Here is a 13,271-nt window from a genome sequence, read left to right on the forward strand (position 1 = left end):
GGTGTGAACGGCGTGCCAGCAATCGCGTTCGGCGGTGACTACAACCCGGAGCAGTGGCCCGAGGAGGTCCAGGACGAGGACGTCCGCCTGATGCTGGAGGCCGGCGTCGACCTGGTCACGGTCGGGGTCTTCTCCTGGGCGCTGCTCGAGCCGGAGCCCGGGCGCTACGAGCTCGAGTGGCTCGACCGGGTGCTCGACCGGCTCGGTGCGGCCGGCATCGGCGTGGACCTCGCGACCGCGACCGCGTCGCCGCCGCCCTGGCTCGCCCACCGCCATCCGGAGACGCTGCCGGCGACCGCCGACGGGACCCGGTTGTGGCCCGGCGGGCGGCAGGCCTTCTGCCCGAGCTCGCCGGTCTACCGCGAGCACGCCGTACGCCTGTGCCGCACGCTCGCGGAGCGGTACGGCGCCCACCCGGCCCTCCGGCTGTGGCACGTCGGCAACGAGCTCGGGTGCCACAACCCGCTGTGCTACTGCGACGTGAGCGCGGCGGCCTTCCGCCTCTGGCTGGCCGAGAGGTACGGCGACGTCGCCGAGCTCAACCGGGCCTGGGGCACCGCCTTCTGGTCCCAGCGCTACGGCTCCTTCGACGAGGTCGTGCCGCCGCGGACCGTGACGGCCACGGCCAACCCGACGCAGCAGCTGGACTTCCGGCGCTTCTCCTCCGACCAGCACCTGGCCAACTTCATCGCCGAGCGCGACGTGCTGCACGAGGTCTCCCCCGGCGTCCCCGTCACCACGAACTTCATGGTCACCAGCCACATCCGCGAGCTCGACTACCACCGGTGGGCGTCCGAGATGGACGTCATCTCCAACGACTTCTACGTGACGGCGGCGGACCCGGAGGGCTACCGGGAGCTGGCCTACTGCGCCGACCAGACCCGCGGGCTCGCCGGCGGCGGGCCATGGCTGCTGATGGAGCAGTCGACCAGCGCGGTGAACTGGCAGCCCCGCAACGTGGCGAAGCAGCCCGGCGAGCTGCTGCGCAACAGCCTGCAGCACGTCGCCCGCGGCGCGGACGGCATCCTCTTCTTCCAGTGGCGCGCGTCCCAGGCGGGCTCGGAGAAGTTCCACTCCGCCCTGGTGCCGCACGCCGGCACCGACACCCGGGTCTGGCGCGAGACCGTCGAGCTCAGCCGGACCCTGGACCGGCTCGACGAGGTGGTCGGCTCCCGCACCGACAACGACGTGGCGATCCTCGTCGACTACCAGGCGTGGTGGGCCTGCGAGCTCGACTCGCACCCGAGCACCGACGTCACCTACCTCGACCGGGCGCACGCCGTGCACGCCGCGCTGACCGACCTCGGCATCGGGGTCGACGTCGTCCACCCCGACACCGATCTCGGGCACTACCGCCTGCTGGTCGTGCCGACGCTCTATTCGCTCACCGACGCCTCGGCCGCGCGGATCGAGGCCGCCGTCAGCGCCGGCGCTACCGCGCTGGTCACCTACTTCAGCGGGATCGTCGACGAGCACGACCACGTGCGGCTCGGTGGCTACCCCGGCGCCTTCCGCGACCTGCTCGGCATCCGGGTCGAGGAGTTCTACCCGTTGCGCTCCGGAGACCGGGTCGCCCTCAGCGACGGCTCCGCCGGCGACGTCTGGACCGAGCTGCTGCACCTCGCGGGCGCGACCGCCGAGGCGTCGTACGTCGACGGGCCGCTCCCGGGCGTGCCCGCGATCACGCGCCACCAGCACGGCGAGGGGGTCGGCTGGTATGCCGCGACCCGCCTCGACCGGCCCTCGCTGGCGGCGCTGGTGGCCCGGCTCGTCGAGGAGGCCGGGGTCCGGCCGATCGCCCCGGGGCGCCCGGGGCTCGAGCTCACCGAGCGGACCGACGGCGAGCGTCGCTGGGTCTTCGTGGTCAACCACACCGACACCGAGGCGGTGGTGGACGTGGCCGGTCACGACCTGGTGCGCGACGAGGCCTTCGGCGGTCGGGTGCCGGCCGGCGGGGTAGCGGTGGTCCGTCGATGAGCGACCTGGTCCACCTGCGCCGCGGCGGCACCAGCGTCGTGCTGCGGCTTGACGACGACCGGCTGCCGGTGGTGCTGCACTGGGGCCCCGACCTCGGTGACGGCCCCCTGGACGACCTGCTGGCGGCGATCGCGACGCCGTACGTCGACTCGGTCGTGATGATGCCGCCGTCGGTCTCCGTGGTGCCGCAGCACTCCGCCGGGTGGCTCGGTCGCCCCGGTCTGCTCGGCAGCCGGGACGGGCAGGCGTGGTCGACGACCTTCGCCACCGTCGCGCACGCGGTCACCGACGGTGCCGTCCGCAGCGTCGGCCACGACCCCGAGAACGCGCTCGACGTGTCGGTCGAGCTGGAGCTCACCGTGGACGGGCTCGTGCGGGTGCGCGCCGGCGTCCGCAACCGGGGCGCGACGGCGTACGGCGTCGACCGGCTCGAGCCGACCCTGCCGGTGCCCGACGAGGCCGCCGAGCTGCTCGACCTGACCGGTCGCCACAACCACGAGCGGGTGCCGCAGCGCCGGCCCTTCGACGTCGGGCACTGGGTGCGCGAGGCGTGGGGCGGCCGGCCCGGGCACGAGTCGGCCACGCTGATGTGCGCCGGCCGACCGGGCTTCGGCTTCCGGTCCGGACGCGTGTGGGGCGTCCACCTGGCCCACAGCGGCAACCAGTCGCTGAGCGCCGAGCGCTCCTTCACGGGCTGGCGGCTGCTGCGCGGCGGCGAGCTGCTGCTGCCGGGCGAGGTGCGTCTCGAGCGGGACGAGGAGTACTGGTCGCCGTACCTGCTCGGCTCCTGGGGGGAGGGCCTCGACGAGCTCTCCGGGCGCGTGCACCGCCACCTGCGGCGGCGCCCGCAGCACCCGCGCACGCCCCGCAAGGCCCTGCTGAACACCTGGGAGGCCGTGCACTTCGACCACGACCACGACAAGCTGCTCGCGCTCGCGGACCAGGCGGCGGCGGTCGGGATCGAGCGGTTCGTCCTCGACGACGGCTGGTTCCGCGCGCGGACGGCGGACCGGGCCGGGCTGGGCGACTGGTACGTCGACGAGGTCCGCTGGCCCGACGGGCTGCACCCGCTGGTCGACCACGTGCACGGGCTCGGCATGGACTTCGGGCTGTGGTTCGAGCCCGAGATGGTCAACCGCGACTCCGACCTCGCGCGCGCCCACCCGGAGTGGCTGCTGCAGACGGAGCACGGGCCGGGCCCGGACTCGCGGCAGCAGCAGGTGCTCGACCTCGGCCACCCGGAGGTCTTCGACCACCTGCTGGCGCGGATCTCGGCGCTGGTGTCGGAGTACCGCATCGCCTACCTCAAGTGGGACCACAACCGACCCCTCGTCGACGCCGGCCACACCCCGACCGGTCGCGCCGGCGTGCGCGCGCAGACCGCGGCGGTCTACCGGCTGATGGACGAGCTGAGGCTCCGACACCCGGGCCTGGAGATCGAGTCGTGCAGCGCCGGTGGCGCCCGGCTCGACCTCGGCGTCCTCGACCGCGCCGACCGGGTCTGGGTGTCGGACTGCATCGACGCGCACGAGCGGCACCGGATGGTGCGCTGGACCGGCGTGCTGCTGCCGCCGGAGGTGATGGGCACGCACGTCGGCGCCACCGTCGACCTGACGACCCGGCGCGCCCACACCCTCGACTTCCGCGCCGCCACGGCGATCTGGGGGCACTTCGGCGTGGAGTGGGACCTCACCTCCGTCTCGGCCGAGGAGCTGGCCCGTCTGGCCCTCTGGGTCGCGTTCTACCAGGAGGTGCGGGGCCTGCTGCACCACGGCGACGTCGTCCGGGCCGACCTCGCGAACCCGGCCCTGCAGCTGGACGGGGTCGTGGCCGCCGACCGCCGCGACGCGCTCTTCCGGCTCTCCGCGCTCGACCACAGCGCCACCTGGCCCCCCGGGGTCGTGGCGCTGCCCGGGCTCGACCCGGACACGACGTACGTCGTGCGCGCGCAGGCTCCCGGGGACGCCGCGGTCAACGGCCGGGACGTCGGGCGGGTGGGGTGGGCCGGCGACGGCGTCCGCCTCACCGGGCGGGTCCTCGGCACCGTGGGCCTCCAGACCCCGCTGCTGCAGGTGGACGAGTCGGTCCTGATCCGGGTGTCGGCGGAGTAGGCCGAGCGACCGGGAGCGACCGCTAGCCGCGCAGCGCCCGACCCGCGAGCCAGGCGATCCCGTCGGCGGTCTCGGCGGGCGGACCGGTCGGCTGCATGACGTGGCTGAGCACCACCCGCACGACCACGTCGATGGCGATGTCGAGGTGCGGGCCGTCCAGGCCCAGGTCGTACGGCGTGACCCGGTCCGTGACCACCTGCTTGGCCACCGCCAGCAGCGAGTGCGAGTGCGTCGTGAGCAGCGGGAGCAGCTCGGTGTCGGCGCCGTGGGTCGCGGAGACCACGGCGTGCAGCAGGTGGTTGTCCTCGGCCAGCTCGAGGACGCCGTACGTCGCCGCGCGGATCGCGCCCACCAGGTCGTCGGGGTGCTGGTCGAAGGCCGTCGACACCACGGCGAGGAAGCGGGTCAGCTCGCGCAGGATGACCGCCTCCGCGAGGCCCGTCTTGGAGCCGACCTCGTTGTAGACCGTCTGCCGGCTGACGCCGACGCGCTCGGCCAGCGAGCCCATGGTGACCCCCGACCAGCCCGCCTCGGTCGTCATCGCGACCGCGGCGTCGACGATCCGCTCGCGAGTCGTCGGGGCCGCGGTCATGGTGCTCAGGCTACGACCTCCGGGAGCGGCACGAAGTCGACCTTGTCGCGGACGCCGCAGTCCGGGCAGCACCAGGAGTCGGGCACGTCCGCCCACGCCGTACCGGCCGCGAAGCCCTCGTGCTCGTCGCCCTGCTCGACCCGGTAGGTGTAGTCGCAGCCGGGGCAGCGCGCCGCGAGCACCTCGACCGGCCCGGTGCTCGAGGTGCGAGCGGAGCGCGCGTCGGACCCGCCGGCGACCGGGGTCGGGGCGGGCGGGTACGTCGCGAGGATCCGGTCCCGCTTGCGCGGCGAGAGGTTGGCCCGCGACAGGTCCCCGTCGAAGTGCGCCAGGACGCGCGGGTCCATCACCCGCCGCCACACCGCCGGGACGGCGGCGAGCACGATCATCCCGGCGTACCCGGTCGGCAGCACCGGCGACTCCTCGAAGTCGCGCAGCGACTGGTAGCGCCGCGTCGGGTTCGCGTGGTGGTCGCTGTGGCGCTGCAGGTGGTAGAGCAGCACGTTGGTCGCGATGTTGTTGGAGTTCCACGAGTGCGACGGGTCGACCCGCTCGTAGCGCTGCCGCTCGCCGACGCCGACCTTCTGGCGCAGCATCCCGTAGTGCTCCATGTAGTTCACGACCTCGAGCAGCGAGAAGCCCACCACCGCCTGGATCACGAGGTACGGCAGGATCCCGATCCCCAGCCACGCGACCAGCGCGCCCCACAGCACGAGCGACATCAGCCAGGCGTTCAGGACGTCGTTGCCGAGCCGGAAGGGGTGCTGCTTCCTGCGGGCGTAGCGGCGCCTCTCCAGGCGCCAGGCCGACCGCACCGAGCCCACCACCGTGCGCGGCCAGAACTGGTAGAAGCTCTCACCCACCCGCGAGCTCGCCGGGTCCTCGGGGGTCGCCACCCGCACGTGGTGCCCGCGGTTGTGCTCGATGTAGAAGTGGCCGTAGAAGCTCTGCGCCAGGGCGATCTTGGAGAGCCAGCGCTCGTTCTCCTCGCGCTTGTGGCCGAGCTCGTGCGCGGTGTTGATGCCGATGCCGCCGATGCAGCCGATCGACACCGCGAGGCCGACCTTGTCGACCACCGCGAGGTCCGCTCCGCCGGCGACCAGCCACATGCTGCCGACGAAGCCGACGTACTGGATGGGCAGGAAGAGGTAGGTGATCCATCGGTAGTAGCGGTCCTGCTCGAGCGCCTCGATCACGTCGTCGGGCGGGTTGGACCGGTCGAGCCCGGCGACCAGGTCGATCGCCGGCACGACGACCAGGATCACGATCGGGCCGATCCAGAACCAGACGCCCCAGCCGGTCAGCGCCCACAGGCCGTAGCCGATGAACGCCAGCGAGGGGACGACGAGCCCGATCAGCCAGAGGTAGCGCTTCCGGTCCCGCCAGCCGTCGGTCGAGCCGGCCGAGACGGTGCTGTTGGCGATCGCAGACATCCGAGGTGCCTCCTGTCGGTGGTTGACAGAACCCTAGGAAATGTCAATCAGTTTGACAAGACCGATCCGAATGTAAAGTTCGGCTGGAGCGGTCCGTCCGGCCCGGCAGGGAGCACCGGCGCGCCGACGCCGGCGCGGCATCTCGGTGACGACAGTGGTAGGAGTGGGGCGTGACCGAGTCCCCGACCGTCCGCCTCGCCGTCCTGATCGACGCCGACAACGTCTCCTCCTCCCACTCCTCCGCCCTGCTCGCCGAGCTCGCGCGCTACGGGATCCCGACGGTCAAGCGGGCGTACGGCGACTGGACCACCCAGCAGCTCACCGGCTGGAAGTCCGAGCTGGCGCGGCACGCGATCCAGCCGATCCAGCAGTTCGCCAACACCGTCGGCAAGAACTCCACGGACTCGGCGCTGATCATCGACGCGATGGACCTGCTCTACTCGGCCAACCTCGACGCCTTCGCCCTCGTGTCCAGCGACAGCGACTTCACCCGCCTCGCGACCCGGCTGCGCGAGTCCGGCAAGACCGTCTACGGGCTCGGGCAGCGCAAGACCCCCGCCTCCCTGCAGGCCGCGTGCGACAAGTTCATCTTCCTGGAGGTGCTGCGCGACCAGGACGACGCCGAGGACGTGCCCCCGAGCCAGGACGCGGACGCCGAGGGCGACTCGCTGCCGGACCTGCGCACGATCCTCGAGGCCGCCGTGCGCAGCACCGCCCAGGAGGACGGCTGGTCGCCCCTCGGCGCGGTCGGCACCTACCTGGGCAAGGCGCACGCGTCCTTCGACCCGCGGCACTACGGCTACTCGCGCCTCAGCGTGCTGGTCGGCAAGCAGGACTACCTCGACCTCGACCACCCCGACGGCGGGCAGCCGCGCGTGCGGGTCACGCCGAAGCGAGCGCCCCGCAAGCGGACCGCCGCCAAGAAGACCACGGCCGCCAAGCCGTAGGTTGGTCCCATGTCCAGCGCACAGCCCTTCGGCATCGACTTCGGCGGCACCGGCATCAAGGGCGCCCCGGTAGACCTCGACACCGGCGACTTCGCCGCCGAGCGGGAGCGGATCCGGACCCCGGAGAGGTCCACGCCCGAGGCGATCGCGGAGATCTTCGTCGACCTTCTCGCCAAGTTCCCCGACTGCACCGGGGCCGTCGGCGTGACCGTGCCCGGCGTCGTACGCCACGGCGTGGTCCACTCGGCGGCCAACATCGACAAGGCCTGGATCGGCACCGACGCCGACGCGCTCTTCACCCGGGCCACCGGGCGCGACGTGCACGTCGTCAACGACGCCGACGCGGCCGGGCTGGCCGAGGTGCGGTACGGCGCCGCGAAGGGCCGCTCCGGCGTCGTCATCGTGACCACGCTGGGCACCGGCATCGGGTCTGCGCTCGTGAGCGACGGCATCCTGGTGCCGAACTCCGAGCTCGGCCACCTCGAGATCGACGGCCACGACGCCGAGTCGCGGGCGGCCAACAGCGCCCGCACCCGCGAGGACCTCTCGTGGGAGCACTGGGCCAAGCGGCTCACGAAGTACTACCGCACGCTCGAGAAGCTCTTCTCCCCCGACCTCTTCGTGGTCGGCGGCGGGGTGAGCAAGGAGGCCGACAGCTTCCTGCCGCTGCTCGACATCAGCACCGAGATCATCCCCGCCCAGCTGCGCAACAAGGCCGGCGTCGTCGGAGCCGCGCTCTACGCCAGCGAAGGCGGCGGCTGAGCGACCAGCCCCTCCTGGTCGACGACCACGTCGAACGCCTGGAGCGTGCGCGTCAGGTAGCGCGCCACCACGGCGCGCTCGTCCTCGTCGAACTCCGCGTCCAGCCGCGCCAGCTCGACGAACATCGGCAGCAGCAGCCCGAGGACCTCCTCGCGCCCGGAGTCGGTGACGTGGACGTCGGTGCGCCGCCGGTCCTCGGGGTGCGGACGCCGCTCGACGTGCCCGTGGGCGACCAGCCGGTCGACGATGCCGGTCGAGGCGGCCGTGCTGACCTCGAGCAGGCGAGCGACCTCCCCGGGCCCGCGGGCCCCGAGGATCAGGTGCTGCAGCGCAGCGAGCTCGGACTCGCCGAGCCCGGCGCGGCGCGCGACGACCCGGCGGACCTTGCTGCCGGCCTCGATGACGGCGCGCAGCGCCTGCAGCGACGGCGTCTGCACGAAGCGCTCGGCGTACTCGGTGGCGGGACCGGGTGCGGGTACCTCCCCGTCGGCTGGGGTCACTTGGTATCTCACCTGCTTAGTTGCTAATTTGATGAAGTATATCCCCCACGTCCCCCGGGAGTGAACCGCCGTGTCGCGTGACCGTGTCCATCCTTCCAGCCCGCCCGACGCGACCGGCCCCGACGGCACCCGCAGTCCTGGAGATCCTGGCGATCCTGGCAGCCCGGACGGCACTGCACGCCCGTCGCGCCTGGTCGGGCTGGTCACCGGACGGCGTACGGCGTGGGCGGTCACCCTGGTCGCCTTCGTGCTCGCCGGGCTCGCCATCGGCGTCCTCGGCGAGGGCACGCACGAGCAGGGCCCGACCGACGGCCTGCCGCGCGGTGCCGACAGCACGCTGGCCACCGAGCTGCGCGACCGGCTGCCGGCCGAGAGCTCGTCGGTGGCGATCGTGCTCTACACCGCCGACCGGGGCGAGCTCTCGGCACGCCAGCTCTCCGAGCTCGAGGCCCAGGGCTCCGAGCTCGGCGACGGGGACGGGCCGGCGCTGGTCCCGGCCGAGGACGGTACGGCGGCCATCGTGGTGGTCCCGGTCCGCGCGAGCGACGACGCGGCGGTCGCCGACGCCGTCACCGACCTCCGCGAGCGGGCATCGGCGGGGGCGCCCGACGGCGTGACCGCGCAGGTCACCGGCCCGGCCGCGGTCAAGGCGGACCTCTCCGCGGTCTTCGACGGCGCGGACGTGCGGCTCCTGCTGGCCACCGCCGGCGTGGTCGCCCTGCTCCTGCTCCTCACCTACCGCAGTCCCATTCTGTGGCTGATCCCGCTGACGGTGGTCGCCGTCGCGGACCGCCTCGCCACCGTGGTCGCGACCCAGATCATGGGGGTCCTCGACGTCGCGTGGGACGCCTCGACGACGGGCATCCTCTCGGTCCTCGTCTTCGGCGCCGGCACCGACTACGCCCTGCTGCTCATCTCGCGCTACCGCGACGAGCTCAAGAGCGAGGAGTCGCGCAACGTGGCGATGGCGCACGCGCTGCGGCGTACGGCCGAGGCGGTGCTGTCCAGCGCCACGACCGTCTTCCTCGCCCTGCTCACGCTGCTGCTGTCGCTGATCCCCACGACCCGCGGGCTCGGGCTGGCGTGCGCGATCGGCATCGTGGTCGCCGCGACGTTCGCGCTGCTCGTGCTGCCGGCGTTCCTGGTGCTCTTCGGCCGCTGGGTCTTCTGGCCGCGGGTGCCGCACGTGGGCGACGTGGCCCTGGTCGACGGGCACGGCCTGTGGCGTCGGGTCGGCGACCGCGTGGCGGCCCGGCCGGCGGCATTCATCACCGGCGCGCTGCTGCTGCTGGCCCTCCTGGCCGCCGGCACCACCCAGATCGAGGTCGGGCTCGACGACTCCGACCAGTTCCTCGACAAGCCCGAGGCGATCGCCGCGGCGGACCGTCTCGGCGAGTCCTTCCCGGCCGGCACCACGAACCCGACCCAGGTCCTCACCCGTGCCGACCCGGCCCGGGTGCTGCGCACGGTCGAGGACACGCCGGGGGTGGAGTCGGCGATGCCGGGAGCCCGCGGGGGCGGGATCGCCGAGATCGACGTCATCCTCTCGGGCGAGCCGGGCAGCGCCGAGGCGCAGCAGGCGGTCGACACGCTGCGCGACCGGCTGGCGGCGTACGACGACACGCACGTCGGGGGTTCGGAGGCGGAGTCGATGGACGAGCGGTCCGCGTCGCAGCGCGACCGGCTGGTGATCCTCCCCCTGATCCTCCTGCTGGTGCTCGGCGCGCTGGGGCTCCTGCTCCGCTCGGTCGTCGCGCCGCTGCTGCTCGTCGGGACGGTGCTGGCGACCTTCGCCGCGGCCCTCGGCGCGTCCTGGTGGATCTTCACCCAGCTGCTCGGCTTCGAGGCGATCGACGTCAGCGTGCCGCTCTTCTCGTTCCTGTTCCTGGTGGCGCTCGGTGTCGACTACAACATCTTCCTGGTCACCCGGGCCCGGGAGGAGGCGCTCGCGCACGGCCACCACGAGGGCATGCTGCGCGCGCTCACCGCGACCGGCGGCGTCATCACCAGCGCCGGCATCCTGCTGGCCGCGGTCTTCGCCGTGCTCGGCGTGCTGCCGCTGGTCGTCCTCGCCCAGATCGGCACGGTCATCTGCGTCGGCGTCCTGCTCGACACCCTGGTGGTGCGCACCGTCCTGGTCCCGGCGCTCGCGCTCCGCCTCGGCGACCGGTTCTGGTGGCCCCGGCAGGTGGGGGTGGGGGCGCGGACCCGGTCGGTTTCACCGGTGCACCGGTGAATCCGTCACTTCTCGGGCAATGCATCGCCCGGGAAGTGACGGTTCTGCCCGGGGAGTGACGGGTCGGCGTACGACGCCATCCCGGTTGTCCACAGGCGGCGAGGTCGTCGGCTTCGTCCACAGGGACCGCGGGCAGGGCCCCAGCATGATGATCCCCGCCGAGCGGGCGGCCGACGACCCGCGCAATGCTCCGGTCTACCTGCGCAAGACACTGCTCGCCAACGGTCACAACGACCGGACGATCAGGCAGCTGGTCGCGGAGGGCGTCCTCGTCCGGGTTCGCCACGGGGCGTACGTCGACCGGAGCAACCACGACCACCTCGACGCCGGAGGCCGCCACGGGCTGAGGGCGCGTGCCGCCTACCACCAGGCCCGGACCGGGGTGGTGCTGTCGCACGTGTCCGGTGTGCCGGAGTACGACGCACCGACCTGGGGCCTCGACCTCACCGACGTCCACCTCACGCGTTCCGACGGGAGTGCCGGCCGGCACGAGGCCGGCGTACGTCAGCATTGCGGCCGGCTGAGCGACGGGGACGTCGTCGAGCGGCACGGGATGCTGGTGATGACGCCGACCCGCCTCGCGCTCGAGGTGACCACGGTCAGCTCTGCCGAGGCCGGCCTCGTCGTCGTCAACCACTTCCTGCACTGCGGCATGACGACGAAGGAGGAGCTGCTGGACCGGTACGCCGTCATGGAGCACTGGCCGAACTCGCTGCGCACCGGCTTGGTGCTCCATCGCGCGGATGCTCGCGTCGAGACGGTGGGAGAGAGCCGGACCCTGCACCTCGTCCTCAGCGCCGGCCTGCCCCCACCGAGCCCTCAATACGAGATCCGCGACGGCGCTGGTCGCGTCATCCACCGGGTCGACTTCGCGTGGCCGGACCTCGGCGTCTTCCTGGAGTTCGACGGCAGGGTGAAGTACGAGAAGCTCCTGAGGCCGGGGCAGCGCGCCTCTGACGTGGTCATTGCCGAGAAGAAGCGCGAGCGCCTCATCTGCGACCTGACCGGCTGGCGGTGCGTCCGGCTCGACTGGTCCGACCTCGGGAGGCCGGCGCTGACCGCGGCTCTTCTGCGCGCCGAGCTCTTCCGGAGCTGACCGACCGACGGCTGACCCAACGACTTCTCGGGCAGGACCGTCACTTCTCAGGCGTTGCATCGGCCGAGAAGTGACGGTTTCACCGGTGCACCGGTGAAACCGCCGAAGCCCCGAACGAGACCGTCAGCTGCCGCGGACCGCGGCAGCGACCGCCTTCGGCACGTCGGGGTGGAAGACCGAGGGGATGATGAAGTTCGGGTTGAGCTCGTCGTCCTTGACCACGTGGGCGATCGCGTCGGCCGCACGCAGCAGCATGTCGATGCTCACCTGCGAGGCGCGCGCGTCGAGGAGGCCGCGGAAGACCCCGGGGAAGGCCAGCACGTTGTTGATCTGGTTGGGGTAGTCCGAGCGGCCGCTCGCGACGACCGCGGCGTACTTGTCCGCCTCGGCCGGGTCGACCTCCGGGTCGGGGTTGGCCAGCGCGAAGACGACGGCGTCCGGCGCCATGTCCTGGATCCACTCCGGCTTGAGCACGCCCGGGGCGCTGACGCCGATGAAGACGTCGGCGCCGGAGAGGACGGTGTGCAGGTCACCGGTCACGCGGCGCGGGTTCGTGGCCGCCGCCAGCTCGACGTGCACCGGCGAGAGGGTGTCGTCGTCGGCCGAGAGCGCCCCGGCGCGGTCGACGACCACGACGTCGGTGACCCCGGCGGCCAGCAGGAGGGTCACGATCGCGGTGCCGGCGGCACCGCCGCCCGACACGACGACGCGCACGGCGGAGAGCTCCTTCTTGACCACCCGCAGCGCGTTGGTCAGAGCCGCCAGGACGACGATGGCGGTGCCGTGCTGGTCGTCGTGGAAGACCGGGATGTCGAGCGAGGCCCGCAGCCGGCGCTCGATCTCGAAGCAGCGCGGCGCGGCGATGTCCTCGAGGTTGATGCCGCCGAAGCCCGGCGCGATCAGCTCGACCGCCCGCACGATCTCGTCGGTGTCCTGGGTGTCCAGGCAGATCGGCCAGGCGTCGATGTTGGCGAACCGCTTGAAGAGCGCCGCCTTGCCCTCCATCACCGGCATCGCCGCACCCGGGCCGATGTTGCCCAGCCCGAGCACCGCCGAGCCGTCGGTCACGACGGCCACCGTGTTGCCCTTGGTCGTCAGGCGCCACACGTCCTCGGGGTGCTCGGCGATCGCCATGCTGACCCGGCCGACGCCGGGCGTGTACGCCATCGACAGGTCGTCGCGGTTGCGGAGCGGGACCTTCGACGCGACCTCGATCTTGCCGCCGAGGTGGAGCAGGAACGTGCGGTCGCTGGTCTTGTAGACCTTCACGCCGTCCACCGCGTCGACGGCGGCCTCGACCACCGTGGCGTGGTCGGCGTCGCTGGCCGAGCAGGTCACGTCGACCACGAGACGCTCGTGGCTCGACTCCGCGACGTCGATCGCGGTGACGATGCCACCGGCGTGCGCGATCGCCGTCGCGACCGCCCCCACGATGCCGTGGTCGGGCGCGGTGTGCAGACGCATGGTGATCGAGTACGACGAGGGGGTGGCGGCCATGCCCCGACCTTCCTCCCGCCTCGCGGTTACCGGCAAGTCGGCGCCGCCGATCCCAGGCATCACCCGTGCGACGAGCCCTGCGACAAACACCGCGACGAGCACTGCGGCGCACACCGGCGG

General features: G+C 72.7%; 10 protein-coding genes. 6 read left to right on the forward strand and 4 right to left on the reverse strand.

The genetic code is table 11. The features are described 5' to 3' along the window. The first annotated feature begins 12 nt into the window (after positions 1-12). Both N542_RS0109305 and N542_RS0109310 read left to right on the forward strand, forming a co-directional pair. Positions 13-1,977 carry a beta-galactosidase gene (locus tag N542_RS0109305; RefSeq protein ID WP_197025918.1) on the forward strand — a complete coding sequence of 655 codons (1,965 nt, stop codon included), beginning with the start codon at positions 13-15 and terminating at the stop codon, positions 1,975-1,977. Next, complete coding sequence (locus tag N542_RS0109310; protein ID WP_028643693.1) at positions 1,974-4,088, forward strand: alpha-galactosidase; 2,115 nt, start codon at positions 1,974-1,976, stop codon at positions 4,086-4,088. The genes N542_RS0109305 and N542_RS0109310 overlap by 4 nt, the downstream gene beginning before the upstream one ends. A 22-nt stretch (positions 4,089-4,110) precedes the next feature. Here N542_RS0109310 and N542_RS0109315 read toward each other — a convergent pair whose 3' ends face one another. Then, on the reverse strand, positions 4,111-4,680 hold the full coding sequence (locus N542_RS0109315; RefSeq protein ID WP_028643694.1) for a TetR/AcrR family transcriptional regulator: 570 nt from the start codon (positions 4,678-4,680) through the stop codon (positions 4,111-4,113). Positions 4,681-4,685: 5 nt separating this feature from the next. Continuing rightward, entirely contained in the window at positions 4,686-6,113 is a 1,428-nt protein-coding gene (locus tag N542_RS0109320; protein WP_028643695.1) for a fatty acid desaturase, read from the reverse strand. A 170-nt stretch (positions 6,114-6,283) separates the two neighbouring features. On the opposite strand from N542_RS0109320, the gene N542_RS24120 reads away from it, so the two are divergent. Next, positions 6,284-7,060 carry an NYN domain-containing protein gene (locus N542_RS24120; protein WP_051551560.1) on the forward strand — a complete coding sequence of 259 codons (777 nt, stop codon included), beginning with the start codon at positions 6,284-6,286 and terminating at the stop codon, positions 7,058-7,060. A 9-nt stretch (positions 7,061-7,069) separates the two neighbouring features. Continuing rightward, positions 7,070-7,822, forward strand: coding sequence for a polyphosphate--glucose phosphotransferase (gene ppgK, locus N542_RS0109330; protein ID WP_028643696.1), 753 nt, complete (start codon positions 7,070-7,072; stop codon positions 7,820-7,822). On the opposite strand, the gene N542_RS27130 is transcribed toward ppgK, so the two are convergent. Further along, positions 7,798-8,322 carry a MarR family winged helix-turn-helix transcriptional regulator gene (locus N542_RS27130; RefSeq protein WP_028643697.1) on the reverse strand — a complete coding sequence of 175 codons (525 nt, stop codon included), beginning with the start codon at positions 8,320-8,322 and terminating at the stop codon, positions 7,798-7,800. The two genes, ppgK and N542_RS27130, sit on opposite strands and share 25 nt — an antisense overlap. Positions 8,323-8,392: 70 nt before the next feature. On the opposite strand from N542_RS27130, the gene N542_RS24125 reads away from it, so the two are divergent. Continuing rightward, complete coding sequence (locus N542_RS24125) at positions 8,393-10,558, forward strand: MMPL family transporter (RefSeq protein WP_231482580.1); 2,166 nt, start codon at positions 8,393-8,395, stop codon at positions 10,556-10,558. 145 nt (positions 10,559-10,703) lie between these two features. After that, positions 10,704-11,654, forward strand: coding sequence for a hypothetical protein (locus N542_RS0109345; RefSeq protein ID WP_155992950.1), 951 nt, complete (start codon positions 10,704-10,706; stop codon positions 11,652-11,654). Between the two features lie 123 nt (positions 11,655-11,777). Here N542_RS0109345 and N542_RS0109350 read toward each other — a convergent pair whose 3' ends face one another. Further along, entirely contained in the window at positions 11,778-13,151 is a 1,374-nt protein-coding gene (locus N542_RS0109350; RefSeq protein ID WP_028643699.1) for an NAD-dependent malic enzyme, read from the reverse strand. Positions 13,152-13,271: the final 120 nt, after the last annotated feature.

The sequence above is a fragment of the Nocardioides sp. URHA0020 genome (assembly GCF_000620705.1).
Lineage (GTDB): Bacteria > Actinomycetota > Actinomycetes > Propionibacteriales > Nocardioidaceae > Nocardioides.